The sequence below is a fragment of the Streptomyces sp. NPDC048142 genome (assembly GCF_043202835.1).
Classification (GTDB): domain Bacteria; phylum Actinomycetota; class Actinomycetes; order Streptomycetales; family Streptomycetaceae; genus Streptomyces.
On the sequence record NZ_JBIDBC010000014.1, the window covers coordinates 96,559 to 113,364 of the forward strand.

The window sequence follows — 16,806 nt, forward strand, 5'->3', positions numbered from 1 at the left end:
AGCGGAACGAGCGGAACGAGCGGACCGGAACGAGCGGAGCGAGCGGACCGGAGCAGACTCGCAGCAGACCGAAGCAGAACGATCCCGCCGGGCCCATCGGCCCGGCGGGGAGAGCGGAGAGGTGATCGATGGGCGTCGCGGGATCCTTCCCCGGCTTCGCGGGGAGGCCCCCCGGCCCGGTCATGGACCGGGAGGAGGCGGACCGCGCACTGGCCCGGCTCGGTGCGGAGCACGAGGCCATCGAGACCTCGCTCCTCGCGCTCCAGGACCATGCCGGCCGCCGGCTCCTGGAGGGCGCCGAGCTGACCGGCGTCACCCGGGAGCGCTGGGCCACGACCGAGCAGTCGATCACCCTGCTGTGGGGGTATTTCGACGCGTACGCGGGGGCCCTGTCCGAGGCCCGGGAGATCCGGGCGCGGCGGCGCCACCCCAACCGGGAGGACCTCACCGCGCTGACCGGCCTGCTGCGCGGCGAGTCGGTCACCGTCGCCAACCCGGAGGCCGTGCCGCCGCCTTCCCTCGCGGGTCCGGCCAGGCTCTCCGAGCAGTTCTCGCTCCAGGAGCTGGTCGCCCGGATGAACGAGCTGTACGCCAGGTCCCTGGACATGGTCGTCGCCTCCGACTCCGTCTGGTCGGCGCTGCCCGCCCGGATCGACCTGCTCGGGGCCGAGCTGCACCGGACGCGTTCGCTGGCGCACTCCGTGGGGGTGCGGCCCGGTGAGCATCCGGCCGGGGACGACCTGGCGGAGATCACCGAGGAGCTGACCACCCTGCGGGTGCAGGTGATCTCCGACCCGCTGGCGTTCTGGCTGCCGGGGCCCGGCAGTGCGGCGCCCGGCGGCGGCCGCCCCGACACCTCGCGCTACGACCGGGCCGCCCGCGCCCTGGAGGACGTACGGCGGGAGATCGAGGCGGTGCTGGCGGTCCGGCAGGACGCCGAGGCGCGCCTGGTGCGGCTGCGGGACGTGCTCTCGCGGGCGGACCGCACCCTGACGGAGGCACGGGCGGCGCGCGGCGAGGTGCTGGCGAAGATCGCCGCCTCCGAGGTGCCCGCGGTCAGCGGGCCGCCGACCGCCCTCCAGGAACGGCTGGCGGCCGCTTCGGACCACCGCAGGCACGCCCAGTGGCACCGGCTCTCACCGCTCCTGGAGTCGCTGGAGCAGGAGGCCGAGGACGAACTGCTGCGCGCCCGTGAGTCGCTGACCTCGGTGACGGCCCCGCTGGCGGTCCGCGCGGAGCTGCGCGGCCGGCTCGACGCGTACCGGGCGAAGGTGGCCCGGCACGGTCTGGCGGAGGATCCGGTGCTGGCCGAGCGGTACGACGCGGCGCGGCGGATGCTGTGGAGCGCGCCGTGCGATCTGCGGGTCGCCGAGCAGGCCGTCCTGCGCTACCAGCACGCGGTCGCGGACACGCTGACGCCGCGCCGCCCCGACGGACCGCAGGACCGGCGGGACGCGGACGCCGGAGCCGGCGAACAGGGGGAGACACGATGAGTACGCAGTGCCAGCGCCCCGCGTGCGAGGGGAACTACGAGGACATGGGCGACGGTGAGCTGTACTGCGACACCTGCGGTCTGGCGCCGGTCGTCTCGCCGACGGGCATGGTCTCCTCGCCGCCCACCGGGATCGCCGGGGGCGGCCGGGCGAGCGGCCAGGACAGCTCCTCGCAGCGCTCGGGCTCCCGTGCCTCCGGGCGCTCCTCGTCCCGGTCCTCGACCTCGCGCCGTTCGGTCTCCGGCCGGCTGTCGCGCTCGCTGTCCGGGGCGGCCACCTCCCGTTCGGTCTCGGTGCGTTCCTCGGGCTCGACGTCGGCGGCCTCGGCCCGGGGCCGGCTCGGCGTCGGCCTGGTGGAGGTCCCGGACGTGCCGCGGCCCGACCCGCGCACGGCGGTGATGGCGAACCCGCAGGTGCCCGAGCGCAAGCGGTTCTGCTCCCGTTCGGACTGCGGGGCGCCGGTGGGCCGTTCGCGCGGTGAGCGGGAGGGCCGCACCGAGGGGTTCTGCACCAGGTGCGGGCACCCGTACTCCTTCGTGCCGAAGCTGGGCGGCGGCGACATCGTGCACGGCCAGTACGAGGTGGTGGGCTGTCTGGCGCACGGCGGGCTCGGCTGGGTGTATCTCGCGGTGGACCGGGCCGTGTCGGACCGCTGGGTGGTTCTCAAGGGCCTGCTGGACACCGGCGACCAGGACGCGATGGCCGCCGCGATCTCCGAGCGCCGCTTCCTCGCCGAGATCGAGCACTCCAACATCGTGCGGATCTACAACTTCGTCGAGCACCTGGACCAGCGGACCGGTTCGCTCGACGGCTACATCGTGATGGAGTACGTCGGCGGCAAGGCGCTCAAGGAAATCGCCAACGAGCGCCGCACCCCGGCCGGGAAGCGTGACCCGCTGCCCGTCGAGCAGGCCTGCGCGTACGGGATCGAGGCACTGGAGGCGCTCGGCCATCTGCACAGCCGCAACCTCCTCTACTGCGACTTCAAGGTCGACAACGCGATCCAGACCGAGGACCAGCTCAAGCTGATCGACATGGGCGCGGTGCGCCGGATGGACGACGACGAGTCGGCGATCTACGGCACGGTCGGCTACCAGGCCCCCGAGGTCGCGGAGCTGGGTCCGTCCGTCGCCTCCGATCTGTACACGGTGGCCCGGACGCTGGCGGTCCTCACCTTCGACTTCCAGGGGTACACGAACGTCTTCGTGGACTCGCTGCCGGATCCGGACACCATCGAGGTGTTCCGCGCCTACGAGTCGTTCTACCGGCTGCTGGTACGGGCCACCGACCCGGACCCGGCCCGGCGGTTCGCCTCCGCCGCGGAGATGGCCGAGCAGCTGACGGGGGTGCTGCGGGAGGTCGTGGCGCTCCAGACGGGACGGCCGCGGCCTGCCCTGTCGACACTGTTCGGCGCGGAACTGCGCGTGATCGACACGGAGTTGTTCGCCCGGCAGACGGACGACGTCTCGCGGCTCGGCGGCCGGGACACCGACTCCGCGCGGGGCGGCGGGCTGCTGGGCCGCCGCAAGGGAGCCGGACGTCCGCCGTCCGGTGTTCCGGCCCAGGGCGGCACCTGGGAGGCCCACGGCGGCACGGCGCCGGCCCCGCCGGGGGCCATGACGTCTGCGGGGGCCGGGGCGTCCGCGGGGGCCGGGGCGTCCGCGGGGGCCGGGGCGCTGCCGGTGGGCACCCGGACACCCGGTCCGGCGGAAGGCCGTCCGGTGGGTCCTGCGGGTGCTCACCCGTCGGGCCCCGGGGGAGCCGCTCCGCTGGCGACGCCGCCGACCCATGTCCGGGGTTCCGCGCAGGGCGGCACCCCGCTCGCGTACGCTCCCCCGGCGCACGTTCCGGTTCCGGCGCCCCGGGCGGCGGAGCAGACCCCGGGAGCCTCGGTCGGGCCGTACGGCCCGACCGGCCCGTACGGCCCCTTCGGGGCGACCGCCGGGGGTGTCCGGCTCGCCCTGTTCGACACCCGGGCCACCTCGCTGGCGCTGCCGGTCCCCCGGGTCGACGCGATGGACCCGAACGCCGGTTTCCTCGCCGGTCTCGTCGCCTCCGCCCCGGCCGAGCTGATCACCGCCCTGCACGCGGTGCCGGTCCCCTCGCCGGAGACCCGGCTGCGGGAGCTGCGGGCCCGGCTGGAGATGCGGGAGCTGGACTCGGCCGACCGTGCGCTGACCACCCTGGAGGGTGAACACCCCGACGACTGGCGGGTCGTCTGGTACCGGGGCGTCACCTCGCTGGTGACCGGCGACCACGAGACGGCGGCGCTCTCCTTCGACGCGGTCTACGACGCGTTCCCCGGGGAGATGGCGCCCAAGCTGGCGCTCGGGATCTGCGCGGAGGTGCTGGGCCAGCTGGACAACGCGGCCGAGTACTACCGCCTGGTGTGGGCGACCGATCCGGGTTTCGTCAGCGCCGCGTTCGGCCTGGCCCGGGTGCAGATCGCCGCCGGTGAGCGGGCCGGGGCGGTGAGCACCCTGGAGTCGGTGCCGGAGGCCTCGATCCACTACACGGCGGCGCGGGTCGCCGCCGTCCGGGCGCGGCTGCGCGAGCGCTCGCACCGGGAGCCGCTGCTGGTCGATCTGACGGCAGCCGGGATCCAGGTGGCGGCGCTGGCCGCCCTCGGCCTGGACCCGGTGCGTCACGAGCAGTTGTCGACCGAGGTACTGGGCAAGGCGCTGGACTGGGTACTCTCCGGTAGTCCCGGTGTCCCGGGGCTGGTCAGACCGGCCACCGGTTCGCCGGATGCACGGAAGCTGCTCGGCGCCGAACTGAACGAGCGGGGACTGCGGTTCGGGCTGGAACGCTCGTACCGGATGCTCGCCCGGCTCGCGCAGCGGGGCGAGCAGAGGATCGAACTGGTGGAGCGGGCCAACCGTTTCCGCCCCCGGACGTGGGTGTGAAGATGTCACAGAGCCACCAGCAGCCCGCCCTGTCGAGGTGCCCCGGCTGCGAGGAGCCGCCGGCTGCGGGCGACCTGTTCTGCGGGGCGTGCGGCTACGACCTCGCGGCCGTTCCGGCGCGCCCCGAAGACCGGCCCACGATGGCCGTCACCGTGCCCCCGGCCGCCCCGGCCGCCGGTGCCGTGCGGTGGCCCGCCGCCGCGGAGAGCGACAGCGCCGACGTGCCCGTGCACCATCCGGCGGACCTGCCGGGGACGGACTCGGGCGGCAGACCGCTGTCGGAGCCGGTACACGGTCAGAAGCCGTTGCCGAAGCCGGACGCGGGCTCCGTGCAGGGCGCCACGTCGGAGCAGGGCGTGGCGGCCGGGCAGGGCGCGGAGTCGGAGCATGGTGTGGCGTCCCGGGCCGAGCCGGGGCCGGTGGGCGGGCCGGAGTCCGTGGCCGTGCCGGTGCGCCGGGGCGACCTGGCGGCCTCGGGCGGCGCGGCGGACTCCGGTGACTTCGCGCCGACCGCGCCCGATCCCCGTACGGCGGAGCACGCCGCCGCGTCCGCCCCCGGGGCGAAGGTCTGTGTGGCCTGCCGCTCCGGCCGGGTGGATCCCGACGGCTACTGCGAGAACTGCGGGCACGCCCAGCCCCGTGAGCGCGACCATATGGAGCAGGAGCTCGACTCGGTGGCCGCCGTCAGCGACCGGGGCCTGCGCCACCACCGTAACGAGGACTCCTTCGCGGTGTCCTCGACCGCGCTGCCGGACGGCTCGCCCGCCGTCGTCGCGATCGTCTGCGACGGCGTCTCCTCGGCGAGCCGGCCCGACGAGGCGTCGGCGGCCGCCGCGAGCGCCGCCAACGAGGCACTGCTGGAGTCCCTGCCGCGCGGTACGCATCCGCAAGCGGCGATGCACGAGGCGATCGTCGCCGCGTCCGAGGCGGTCAACGCCCTGGCGCAGGAACCGGCCGGGGCGATGGAGCACGACGCGCGCCGCCACCAGAACGCCCCGGCCTGCACCCTGGTCGGCGCGATCATGGCGGGCGGCCTGCTGGTCGTCGGCTGGGTCGGCGACAGCCGGGTCTACTGGGTGCCCGAGGACCGGACCCAGCCGACCGCCCGGCTCACCGAGGACGACTCCTGGGCCGCGCAGATGGTGGCGGCCGGCCTGATGAACGAGGCGGAGGCGTACGCGGACGAGCGCGCCCACGCCATCACCGGCTGGCTCGGCGCCGACGCGTACGAACTGGAGCCGCACACCGCCGCGTTCAAGCCGGACCGGCCGGGCCTGGTGGTCGTGTGCACGGACGGCCTGTGGAACTACGCGGAATCCGCCGAGGAGATGGCGGCCGCCGTTCCGGCCGATGCCCAGGAGCGTCCGCTGCACGGCGCCCAGGTGCTGGTGGGACACGCGCTCGACGGCGGGGGCCACGACAACGTAACAGTGGCGCTCGTGCCGTTCGCCGTACGGCCCCGAGGGGCAGGATCGGCCTGCGAAGCCGTCTGAACCGTTTCCGCACCAACTCCTGCCCCGCGTCCCTCACCCCGTGTCCCCCGCCCCCTGCCTCCTGCCCCCTGCCGACCCGCGTCCCCTCTTCACCTGATCCCCTGTGGAGCCTCAAGGAGCCGACCAGATGGCCAACTTCTCCAAGTCGAACGTGCCGCAGTTCTCCGTCGAGGTGTACCAGAACGAGTTCCTGCCCGAGGGCGGCCGTGAGGTCAACGCGATCGTCACCGTCACCTCGACCGGCGGCGGCACCACCGGCGGGATGCCGCTGGCGGGTTCGGCGCCCTCGCCCGCGTACGGGCCGGGACGGGTCCCCGACGCGGCCGTGGTGCTGATGGTCGACTGCTCCGGCTCGATGGACTACCCGCCGACGAAGATGCGCAACGCGCGCGACGCGACGGCCGCGGCCATCGGCGCCCTGCGCGAGGGCACCTGGTTCGCGGTGGTCGCCGGGACGCATGTGGCCAGGGACGTCTATCCGGGCAACGGGCGGCTCGCGGTCGCCGACGCGCAGACGAAGGCCCAGGCCAAGGACGCCCTGCGGAAGCTGAGCGCGGGCGGGGGCACCGCGATCGGCACCTGGCTGCGGCTGGCCGACCGGCTGCTGGGCGCGGCCGACGTGGGCATCCGGCACGGCATCCTGCTGACCGACGGCCGCAACGAGCACGAGGAGCCCGAGGATCTGCGGGCGGCTCTGGACTCCTGCGCGGGGCGGTTCACCTGCGACGCCCGCGGAGTGGGCACCGACTGGGAGGTGAAGGAGGTCACCGGCATCGCCGCCGCCCTCCTCGGCACGGCCGACATCGTCGCCGACCCCGCGGGCCTGGCCGCGGACTTCACGCGGATGATGGAGAACGCCATGGGCAAGGAGGTCGCGGACGTGGCGCTGCGGCTCTGGACGCCGGTGGGGGTGGAGATCCGGTTCGTGAAGCAGGTCGCGCCCACCGTCACGGATCTGACCGGGCGGCGCACCGGAGCGGGCCCCCGGGCCGGGGACTACCCGACCGGTTCCTGGGGCGACGAGTCCCGCGACTACCACGTGTGCGTCCTGGTGCCGGAGGCCGGGCTCGGCCAGGAGATGCTGGCCGCCCGGGTCTCGCTGATCCTGCCCGACCCCTCGGGCACGGACGCCCCGCAGACCCTGTCGCAGGGGCTCGTCCGGGCCGTGTGGACGGACGACATGGTGGCGTCGACCTCGATCAATCCGCAGGTCGCGCACTACACGGGTCAGGCGGAACTGGCACAAGTCATCCAGCAGGGCCTGGACGCGCGCAAGTCGGGCGACTTCGACGGCGCGACGGCGAAACTGGGCCGTGCGGTGCAGCTGGCGTCGGCGTCCGGGAACCAGGACACTGCGAAACTGCTTTCGAAGGTGGTCGACGTCGTCGATGCCGCGACGGGTACTGTGCGACTGAAGGCGAAGGTCGCGGAAGCGGACGAGATGACCCTCGAAACGCGCTCAACCAAGACTGTTCGCGTCAAGAAGTAACCAAGAAGCAGCACGGCCCGGTCATCGGATGACCACCGGCCGTGAGCACAGAGCAGCCACACGTATTCGCTGAGCAACGACGCCGCGATCGACAGCATGACGGCCTCCGCGGCCGGAAGAGGAGAGGGGGAAGCGCCGACATGCCGACCTGCCCGAACGGACACCAGTCGGGTTCCGAGGACTGGTGCGAGGTCTGCGGACACCGCATGGCCACCGGCGGTGCGCCCGCGGGCGCCGTGCCCCCGCCTCCTCCGCCGCCGCCCGCGCCCGGTTACGGCTACCCGCAGCAGGGTTCCGGCGACGGCGGGCCCACCCTGCAGGCGGAGCTCTGCCCGCAGTGCCGCACGCCGCGTGAGGCGATGTCGCCGTACTGCGAGGAGTGCCGCTGGAACTTCCTCACCAACACGGCGACCTCCTACACCCCGCTGGCCCCGCAGCACGGCACGCCCAGCGGACCTCCGCCCGGCCTCAATCTGCCGCCCGGATTCCAGGCGCAGGGCCCCGGCGGACAGGGCGGGCAGGGCGGCCCCGGCGGGCAGCCTGGCCCCGGCGGACAGGGCGGTCCCGGTATGCAAGGTAGTCCCGGTGCGCCCCAGTCGCGCGACCCGTTCGACTACCAGGGCTCGCGTCCCTCGCAGATGAACCGCCCCGCCGAGCCACTCGCTCCCGAGCAGAACGGTCCGCACGGAAACGGCGGTCAGGGCGGGAACGGCGGTCAGGGCGGGCCTCCGCCGCAGTCGTTCCAGCAGGGTCCCCCGCCGGCGCCCTCGTTCCAGCAGCAGGGGCACCAGCCGCAGCAGCAGGCAGCCCCCTCGGCGCGTTCGCCGTTCGAACCCCAGCAGGCACCGGCCCCGTCGCGTTCGCCGTTCGAACCCCAGCAGGCCTCGCCCTTCGCACCTCCGCAGCAACAGCAGTCCGCGCCGCCCGCGCCGCCGCAGCCGTCGGGGCACACCGGCGGCGGGGACGACTGGATGCTGCCGCCGCCCTCCCAGGCCCAGCCGCCTCAGCCGCCCCAGCAGTTCCAGCAGCCGGGCCCCCACCAGGGACAGGCCCAGGGACCGGCGCAGAACCAGGGACAGGACCAGGGGTACGACCAGGACCAGCGGTACGACCAGGGTCAGCAGCACGACGGGGCTCCCGGCCAGGGCCGGCCCCAGCAGTCCGCCTCCTGGACCGCCGTGATCGCCCCGGACCGTGCGTACTTCCTCGCGATGATGCAGCGCAGCGGCCCCGAGGCGAGCGGGCTGAACCTGCCCGCGTACTCCCCGGAGCAGCGGCTCGCGCTCACCGGCAGCCAGATCACCATCGGGCGCCGTCGGCACAGCACCGGCGAGTCCCCCGACGTCGATCTGTCGGTGCCCCCGGAGGACCCGGGCGTCTCGCACCAGCACGCGGTGCTGGTGCAGCAGCCCGACGGCGGCTGGGCGGTCGTCGACCAGAACTCCACCAACGGCACCACGCTGAACGGCGCCGAGGACCCGATCCAGCCCTATGTCCCCGTACCGCTCCAGGACGGCGACCAGGTGCACGTCGGAGCGTGGACGACGATCACGGTCCGCCGGGACTGAGCACCCGCCGCCGCATGTGCCGCCGCACCCGCCGCCTCATCCGGCGGCGAGCGGCCAGGTGTACGGGCCCTGCGGGTCGTCGAGCCAGGCCCACTGCCGGCCCTGGCCGACCGTGATGCCGTACCTCTCCCGCTGCGGGCGCTCCTCGCGCTCCCAGAGGGAGAGGGCCTCGTGCGGATCGAGGGCACCCGCGGTCAGGGTCAGCAGAAACCGGAAGAGGTCGTCCCCGGCCACCCGGCGCGGCAGTCCGCCGAGGTGCGGAAGCCCGCCGGGCCCCGGGAGCGCCCCGCGCAGGGGCACGAAGTACGCCGGGGTGTGCAGGAAGTGCCCCTCGGCGCGCGGTCCGTGCGCCGTCGCACGGACCTGGAGCGAGACCAGGCCGGTGGCGAGCGGGGCGAGGATCCGCGCCCCCGGACGGCACTGTTCCGGCCAGGTCTCCGGCACGGACGGCAGGGTGCAGGTCGCGATGATCCGGTCGTACGGGGCGCGCTGCGGGCAGCCCCGGGCCCCGTCGCCGGTGATCACCGTCGGCCGGTACCCGGCGGCGGCGAGATGCGAGCGGGCCGATTCCGTGATCTCCGGGTCCAGATCGACGCTGGTCACGGCCGCGTCGCCGAGCCGGTGGGCGAGCAGTGCCGCGTTGTAGCCGGGGCCGGTGCCGATCTCCAGGACGGTGTTTCCGGCCCGTACGTCGAGGGCTTCGAGCATCAGGGCCATCAGGGACGGCTGGCTGGAGGACGAGACGAGTTCGCCGTCCTTGAGCCGGGTGGCCAGCGGTCCGTCCTCGTACACGCCGCGCAGCCAGCGGGAGCGCCGGCCGGGGTCGGGGTCCTCGCCCCAGAGGCGTTCGTAGCCCCGGATTCCGTGCACGTAGTAGAACGGCACGAACAGATGGCGGGGCACTTCGGCGAAGGCCGTGCGCCAGGCGGGGTCGGTCAGCCCGCCCCGTGCGGCGATCTCCCGCACGAGGGCCTCCCGCGCCGCGTCGGCCTCGGCGTCGGGGACGGGCGGGGAGGGGCCTTGCCGGTGTGCACCCATGTCTCCACTGTCCTGCGCCGGGGCCGCGCGGGCGAGCGGCGGGCCGGCGGTACGCGGCCCGTGGCCCCGCCCTTGGTCCTAGGACCGCCGTCCTCGGCCGGTGCGTCTGCGACCATGGACGGGTGACTGAGATTCCGCGCGACACGCTTCAGGAGCAGACCTTCTACGAGCAGGTCGGCGGCGAGGCGACCTTCCGGCGCCTGGTCCACCGCTTCTACGAGGGCGTGGCGGGCGACGAGCTGCTGCGGCCGATGTATCCGGAGGAGGATCTGGGCCCGGCCGAGGAGCGGTTCGCGCTGTTCCTGATGCAGTACTGGGGCGGTCCGCGCACCTACAGCGACCACCGGGGCCATCCGCGGCTGCGGATGCGGCACGCGCCGTTCCGGGTGGACCGGGCGGCCCATGACGCCTGGCTGTCCCATATGCGGGTCGCGCTGGACGAGCTGGGGCTCGCGCCCGAGCACGAGCGGCAGTTGTGGGACTACCTGACGTACGCCGCCGCCTCGATGGTCAACACCGCGGACTGATCACTTCCGGACCACCGCGCGACGATCTGTGACCGGGTGACTCCGGAATTCGGCGTTCCATGCCCGGATAACGATCACGATCGGATCAAGGTGTACCTGTAAGCGGTTACCAGAACCCTGTTGCCTCTGAAAGCATCACCGGTACGTCGGGGGGCGTGCGCATGCGGTGTTTCCGGGGCTGGGGGATCAGGTGACGGGTTTCGTCCTTCTACGGGTGCGGGCTCATCGCCTCCTGCTCTCCGCGGCCGTCCTCGCCGTCCTGCTGACCACATCCGTCCTGGCCGCGCTCACCGCGTTCGCCGGTTCCGTGGGGGACGCGGCGCTGCGCCACACGCTCACCCACGGGTCGGCCGCCTCCGCCGCCCTCGTCGTCTCCTCCTCGGTGGACCACGAACAGCGCGCGGAGGCCGACGACACCGTCCGCGAGGCCTCCCGCGACGCCTTCGACGGACTGCCCGTGACGGTGGGGAAGCTGGAGAGCTCGGGGGCGTACGCGCTGCCGCGGAGTCTCCAGGCCCCGGCCGCCCGGCGCGGCGAGCCGGACCTCACCCACTTCGCCGCCCTCGACCGGGGCCGGGTGCGGATCACCGAGGGCAGGGCGCCCACGGCCCCCGACGGCGCCGGACCCGTCCAGGTCGCGCTGCCCGTCGTCGCCGCCGAGGCGCTGAAGCTGAAGCCGGGCGCGCGGTTCACCGTCACCGACCGGCTGCGCGACAGGAAGCAGCAGGTCCTGGTCACCGGCGTCTTCGAGCCCGGTGACCAGTCGGACCCGTACTGGCAGCTGGACCCGCTGGGCGGGCGCGGGGTGCGCAAGCTCGCCTTCACGACGTACGGCCCGCTGCTCACCGACCCCTCGGTCCTCGCCTCCGGGACGCTCGGCGACGGGCAGACGTCCTGGCTGGCGGCAGCCGACTTCGCCACGCTGACCACCGGTTCCATGGAGGGGCTGCGCCGCGCGTCGGCGAACGCCCCGAAGGCGCTGGAGGCCGCACCGGTGTTCGCGTCCGGCGTCACCGCGCGGACGTCGCTGCCCACCGTGCTCGACCAGCTCGACCGGGCGCTGCTGGTCTCCCGCTCGACGCTGATGATCGTCGCGGTGCAGCTGGTGCTGCTCGCCGCGTACGCCCTGCTGCTCGTGGCCCGGCTGCTGAACAGCGAGCGCGACGGGGAGCGCGAACTGCTGCGGGCCCGGGGCGGTTCCCGGGGCCGGATCACCTCGTTCGCCGCGATCGAGGCGCTGTTGCTCGCGGTGCCCGCCGCGGTAATCGCCCCCCTGCTCGCGGGGCCGCTGACCGGACTGCTGGCCGAGCGCAGCGCCCTGTCCCGGATCGGGCTGAAGGTCGGCGAGGCCTCGACCTCCACCGTGTGGCTGGTCTCCGCGGCCGTCGCGCTGGCCTGCGCCCTGGCGGTGGTGGCCCCGTCGCTGACGGCCGGGGCGAGCGGGCGCAGGACCCGGGCCGCGTCGCTGCCCGGCCCGGTGCGGGCGGGCGCGGACCTCGGGCTGCTCCTCATCGCGGCGGTCGCCTACTGGCAGCTGGACCGGCAGTCCGGCGGCGGGGCGCTCAGCGGCGACCGGGCGGGCGATCTCGGGATCGACCCCCTGCTGGTCAGCGCCCCCGCGCTGGCGCTGCTCGCCGGCACGGTCCTCACGCTGCGCCTGCTGCCGCCCGCCGCGAGGCTCGCCGAACGGCGTGCGGCCAAGGGCCGGGGGCTGCCGGCTGCCCTGGCGGGCTGGCAGTTCAGCCGCCGCCCGTTGCGCGGCGCGGGGCCGGTGCTGCTGCTGGTCCTGTCGGTCGCGATGGGCATGCTGGCGATCGGGCAGAGCGCCTCCTGGAACCGCTCGCAGTCCGACCAGGCCGACTTCGGCTCCGGCGCCTCGGTGCGGCACGTGGGCGGGCACGGCAGCAGTGCGGCGACGGCCGGCGCCTACAGCGCCCTGGAAGGGGTGCGGCAGGCGGCCCCCGCCTTCCGGACGGACGTGGAGGTCTCCGGCGGGCGCATGGCCGAGGTCATCGCCCTGGACACCGCCCACGCGGACGAGCGGATGCTGATGCGCTCCGACCTCGCCGACGGCAGCCCGCGCCGGATGTTCGAGGCCATAGCCCCGGAGCGGGCCCCGCGCCCCGGACTCGTACTCCCGAAGGACAGCACCCGGCTGAAGCTGGACCTGCGGATCACCACGGTGTCGCCGAAGCGCTCCGGGACCGCCCTGCCTCCGGACCCGGCACCGCCGGTGGTCACCGTGCTCCTGGAGGACCGCTACGGCCTCCCCTACCGGGCCCTGGCCGGTCCCGTGCCCGTGGACGGCCGACCGGTCCCGGTGTCCGTACCGGTGTCGGCGGCAGGTGGTCTGGCCGTGACCGGCATCGAGGTGGACGGCGAATCCCCGTACGACTACGCGCAGCAGCGCAGGGTCTCGGTGAGCGACGTACGGGTGGTCACCGGCTCCGGTTCCGAACGCCCGGTGCCGGCGTCGGAGCCGGTGCGCTGGGACGCGTCCTTGACGCTCACCGAGTTCGGTGAGGACCGGCCGGGCGAACCTCCGGTCCGCAACGGGACGTCGGGCCTGCCGGACTTCACGTACGACGCCGGTGTGGGCAGCGAGGACACCTGGGAGCCGGCCACCGGCCTCCTGCGGATCACCGCAGCCCGGCCACGGGCCGCGACGGTCAAGGCGGTCGCCACGGACGCCTATCTGAAGAGCACGAACGCGAAGCTGGGCGACGAGATCGACCTCACCCTGGCCGGGAACACCATCCGGGTGACCCTGGTGGAGGCGGCGCGCCGGCTGCCGACCACCGGGGCCGCCGAGCTGTCCGGCGCCGCGGACCCGGCGGAGAGCGGTGGCGCGCTGCTGCTGGACCTCAAGGCCGTCACCGAGGTACTGGCCCACCGGCCGACCGCCACGATCGAGGCGAGCGAGTGGTGGCTGAGCACCGCCCCGGGAGGCGCCGCGAAGGCGGCCGCCGCCCTGCGCGCCCTGCCCGACACCGACCCGGCGCAGGTACTGGTCCGCGCGGAGGCCGCCCAGCAGCTGGTGGACGACCCCCTGGGGGCCGGACCGCAGTCGGCGCTGCCGGCCGTCGCGGTGGTCGCCGCCGCGCTGGCGGCGGTCGGCTTCGCGGTCAGCGCCTCGGGGTCCCGGCGCGAACGGCTCGCCGAGCTCGGCGTGTTGCGGGCGCTCGGCGCTCCGCGCCGCCAGCTGGCCCGCATGATCGCCGCCGAACAGGGCGTGCTGATCGCTCTCGCGCTGCTGATCGGGCTGGGCATCGGCACGGTGCTGACCCGGGCCGTCGTCCCGCTGATCGTGCTGACCGGGCAGGCGGACCGGCCCGTTCCGCCGGTGCTGGTCGAGCTGCCCGCAGGGCAGGTCGCCGCGCTGCTGGCCGGGGTCGCCGCCCTGCCGCTCGTGATCGTCGCGACGATGGCACTCCGCCGCGGGGACCCGGCGGTATCGCTGCGCCACCAGGGGGACCACTGACATGAGCGACGACAACAGGCGGGCGGCGGAAGCCCCGTGGATACGGACCCGGCTGCGGACCGCGCCCGGTGCGGCGGTGGCCCTCGCGGTACTGGTGCTGGTGACCGCGTTCCTCGCCGCCGCGTTTCCGCGCGCGGTGGACGCGTACGAGACGAAGGGGCTGCGCCACGACATCCTGACCGCCGACCCGAACCGCAGCGTCGTGGAGGTCGCGCGTCCGCAGCCCGGCCTCGAACTCCCGCAGGGGCAACGGGAGGCCGAGATGCGCGGCCCGCAGCTGACGCGCGTCGGCGGGGAGCTGCTGAAGGCACTGCCCGCACCGCTGCGCGCCGACACGTCCTCCGTCGCGTACGGGGTGCGCACCACGAGGCCGGTCGTCGCCACCGAACCCTGGCTGCCGCGCCCCGACGCGGCTCCGCCGCGGCTCACCTATGCGGCGCAGCTGGGCCTGAGGGAGCACGCCACGCTCAGCTCGGGGGCCTGGCCCGCGACGACGGGCCCGGTGACCTCGGACTCCCGTGCGGTGGAGGGCGCGGTCACCGAGGAGACGGCCGCCGAGCTGAAGGTGAAGGTCGGCGCGACCCTCGCGGTGCCCGCGGCGTCGGGCGAGACCGTCACCGTACGGATCACCGGCATCGTCGCCCCGCGTGACCCGCACGGCAGCTACTGGTCCGCCGATCCGCTGCTGCGCAGCCCGTCCCTGGTCCCGGACCCCGCGAGTCCCTTTCCCACCTACTTCTGGGCCGGCACGGTCCTGCTGGCCGAGGACGCCGCCCCGGTCCTGCTGAGCACGGCCACCGAGCCCGCCCTGTACTGGCGGCTTCCGCCCGACCCGGCGGCGCTGACCGGCCCCGACGGCCCCCGTCTGGCATCCGTCCTCGCCTCCCTGGAGAGCGGCCCCGGACTGCTGAAGACGCGGGAGATCGCCGGGGACACCGCGATGGTCCGCAGCGGGCTCGGCCACATCGTGGCGGCGAACGCCCGGATGCGCGAGGCGATCAGTCCGGTGATCGCGGTCGCCGCCCTGGGCATCGCCTCCGTGGCCACTGTCGTCCTGCTGATGACGGGGGCCCTGATCGGCGGGCGCCGCCGCGGCGAACTGGCCCTGCTGCGCTCGCGCGGCGCCTCCCTGCGCGGCATCGGCGGACGGCTGCTCGCGGAGACCGCGGTGACGGTGCTGCCCGCCGCCTCGCTCGGACTGCTGCTCGCGGTGCTGGTGGTGGGCGAGGGCCGGTGGTGGCCGGGAACGCTGGCGGCGACGGGGACCGGTCTGCTGGTGTGCCTGGCCCTGCCGCTGCGGACGACGCTCCAGCACATCCGGCCGACGCTGCACGGGGCGCGCGAGGACATGGTGAGCGCCCGGCCGTCCCGTCGGCGCACCGTCGCCGAGCTGACCCTGCTGGTGCTGGCGGTCGGCGCGGTGACGGCCCTGCTGCGGCGCGGTACGTCGACCGGCGGCGGCACGGATCTACTGGTCAGCGGGGCACCGGTGCTGGTCGCCCTGATCGCGGCTCTCGTCCTGGTCCGGCTCTACCCGTTGCCCTTGCGCCTCGCCGCGCGCCCCGTGGCCCGGCTGCGCGGGGCGATCGGCTTCCTGTCGCTCGCCCGCGCCGGGCGGGCCTCGGCCGGCGGGACACTGCCGTTGCTCGCCCTGCTGCTGGCGCTGGCCACGGCCGCGTTCGGCGGGTCGGTGGTGGCGGGCATCGGGGACGCCCGGGACGACGCGGCGCTGAAGGCCGTGGGGGCGGATGCCCGGATCAGCGGACTGAGCGAGCGGACGACGCTGCCCGGCCCCCTGGTCCGTACGGTGAAGGACCTCGATGGGGTGGAGAACGTCGCTCCGGTACGGGTCGAGCACAGCGTGGCCCTGCCGACGGCGGACGTGGGCCGCACCGACGCCGCGGGAGCCGGTGCGAGCGGCACCGGGGCTGCGGGCGCCGACAGCGCGGCCCTGGTGGGCGTCGACCCCACCACGTACGCCTGGCTGGCGCACGCGACCGGGCTGCCGGAGTTCCCCGCCGCCCGGCTGAAGGCCACCGGCGCGGCGGCGCCGGTGCCGAAGGGCGCGGAACCCGGCCCCGGGCGCGTCCTTCCGGCGATCGCGTCCCCGTCGGTGGCGGCCCGCCTGGGCAAGGAGCCGGTCGCCGTCGACACCCTGTCCGGCGACTTCAAGGTCCGGATCGTGGGGGTGGCCTCGCGCGCGGCAGCGGTCTCGACCGCGCACTTCCTGATCGTGAACTCCGCCTCGCTCGACCACGGGGAACCCACCACCCTGTTCCTCAACGGCACGCCGGACCCCGGGAAGCTGCACGCGGCGGTCGGCGGGAGCGGCAAGAAGTACGTCGTACAGCTGCGTTCCGAGGAGCGCGAGCGGTATGTGAACGCCCCGATGCAGGCGGGCGCCGAACGCATCTACCTCGCGGCCGTCGTGGCGGGCGCCGGATACGCGCTGCTGGCCGTACTGCTGTCGCTGCTCCAGACCGCACCGGAACGCAGGACGCTGCTGGCGCGGCTGCGCACGATGGGGCTGACCACCGGACAGGGCAGGCGGCTGCTGGCCTTCGAGGCGATGCCGCAGGCGCTGCTGGCGGCGGTCGGCGGCCTGTTCACCGGCTGGGCGACCATCGTCCTCCTCTCCCCCGGCGTCGATCTGGTCGCGCTGGCGCTCGCGGGCGTCGCCGGATCGGCCCCGGACCCCGTCCCGTTGCGCACCGACCTGTGGTCGCTCGGGCTTCCGGCGGCCGGGGTGGTCGCGCTCGCCGCCGCGGTCGCGGGCGTCCAGGCGTAGTGGGCGAGCCGCCGCGGATCGAT

General features: G+C 74.8%; 9 protein-coding genes. 8 read left to right on the forward strand and 1 reads right to left on the reverse strand.

The window, feature by feature from the left end; genetic code table 11:
- The first annotated feature begins 128 nt into the window (after positions 1-128).
- From ACGF2Y_RS19520 to ACGF2Y_RS19540, 5 genes are all read left to right on the forward strand, one after another.
- A complete protein-coding gene (locus tag ACGF2Y_RS19520) occupies positions 129-1,493 on the forward strand; it encodes a hypothetical protein (protein ID WP_392948835.1) in 1,365 nt (454 codons plus the stop codon).
- The gene (locus ACGF2Y_RS19525; RefSeq protein ID WP_392948838.1) at positions 1,490-4,399 is read left to right on the forward strand and encodes a tetratricopeptide repeat protein; all 2,910 of its coding nucleotides are present in this window, start codon (positions 1,490-1,492) and stop codon (positions 4,397-4,399) included. Before ACGF2Y_RS19520 ends, ACGF2Y_RS19525 begins: the two co-directional genes overlap by 4 nt.
- 2 nt (positions 4,400-4,401) lie before the next feature.
- Positions 4,402-5,892 carry a protein phosphatase 2C domain-containing protein gene (locus ACGF2Y_RS19530; RefSeq protein WP_392948839.1) on the forward strand — a complete coding sequence of 497 codons (1,491 nt, stop codon included), beginning with the start codon at positions 4,402-4,404 and terminating at the stop codon, positions 5,890-5,892.
- A 127-nt stretch (positions 5,893-6,019) separates the two neighbouring features.
- Entirely contained in the window at positions 6,020-7,381 is a 1,362-nt protein-coding gene (locus ACGF2Y_RS19535) for a VWA domain-containing protein (protein WP_392948842.1), read from the forward strand.
- A gap of 140 nt (positions 7,382-7,521) precedes the next feature.
- Positions 7,522-8,949 (forward strand): FHA domain-containing protein, encoded by a 1,428-nt coding sequence (locus tag ACGF2Y_RS19540; RefSeq protein WP_392948845.1) that lies wholly within the window; start codon positions 7,522-7,524, stop codon positions 8,947-8,949.
- A gap of 36 nt (positions 8,950-8,985) precedes the next feature.
- Here ACGF2Y_RS19540 and ACGF2Y_RS19545 read toward each other — a convergent pair whose 3' ends face one another.
- Positions 8,986-9,987: a methyltransferase domain-containing protein gene (locus tag ACGF2Y_RS19545; RefSeq protein ID WP_392948847.1), complete on the reverse strand. Its 1,002-nt coding sequence runs from the start codon at positions 9,985-9,987 to the stop codon at positions 8,986-8,988.
- Positions 9,988-10,109: 122 nt separating this feature from the next.
- Here ACGF2Y_RS19545 and ACGF2Y_RS19550 point away from each other — a divergent pair, with 122 nt between their 5' ends.
- The 3 genes from ACGF2Y_RS19550 (at position 10,110) to ACGF2Y_RS19560 (ending at position 16,783) form a co-directional block, all read left to right on the forward strand.
- Complete coding sequence (locus ACGF2Y_RS19550; RefSeq protein ID WP_006124491.1) at positions 10,110-10,514, forward strand: globin; 405 nt, start codon at positions 10,110-10,112, stop codon at positions 10,512-10,514.
- Between the two features lie 190 nt (positions 10,515-10,704).
- Complete coding sequence (locus ACGF2Y_RS19555) at positions 10,705-13,995, forward strand: FtsX-like permease family protein (RefSeq protein ID WP_392948850.1); 3,291 nt, start codon at positions 10,705-10,707, stop codon at positions 13,993-13,995.
- Between the two features lies 1 nt (position 13,996).
- Positions 13,997-16,783 (forward strand): ABC transporter permease, encoded by a 2,787-nt coding sequence (locus ACGF2Y_RS19560; protein WP_392948852.1) that lies wholly within the window; start codon positions 13,997-13,999, stop codon positions 16,781-16,783.
- Positions 16,784-16,806: the final 23 nt, after the last annotated feature.

Excerpts from the sequence above, each read along its gene's own strand:
- ACGF2Y_RS19560 (WP_392948852.1), top strand. The coding sequence starts at position 13,997 with ATGAGCGACGACAACAGGCGGGCGGCGGAAGCCCCGTGGATACGGACC.
- ACGF2Y_RS19535 (WP_392948842.1), top strand. The coding sequence starts at position 6,020 with ATGGCCAACTTCTCCAAGTCGAACGTGCCGCAGTTCTCCGTCGAGGTG.
- ACGF2Y_RS19545 (WP_392948847.1), bottom strand. The coding sequence starts at position 9,987 with ATGGGTGCACACCGGCAAGGCCCCTCCCCGCCCGTCCCCGACGCCGAG.
- ACGF2Y_RS19530 (WP_392948839.1), top strand. The coding sequence starts at position 4,402 with ATGTCACAGAGCCACCAGCAGCCCGCCCTGTCGAGGTGCCCCGGCTGC.
- ACGF2Y_RS19540 (WP_392948845.1), top strand. The coding sequence starts at position 7,522 with ATGCCGACCTGCCCGAACGGACACCAGTCGGGTTCCGAGGACTGGTGC.
- ACGF2Y_RS19525 (WP_392948838.1), top strand. The coding sequence starts at position 1,490 with ATGAGTACGCAGTGCCAGCGCCCCGCGTGCGAGGGGAACTACGAGGAC.
- ACGF2Y_RS19520 (WP_392948835.1), top strand. The coding sequence starts at position 129 with ATGGGCGTCGCGGGATCCTTCCCCGGCTTCGCGGGGAGGCCCCCCGGC.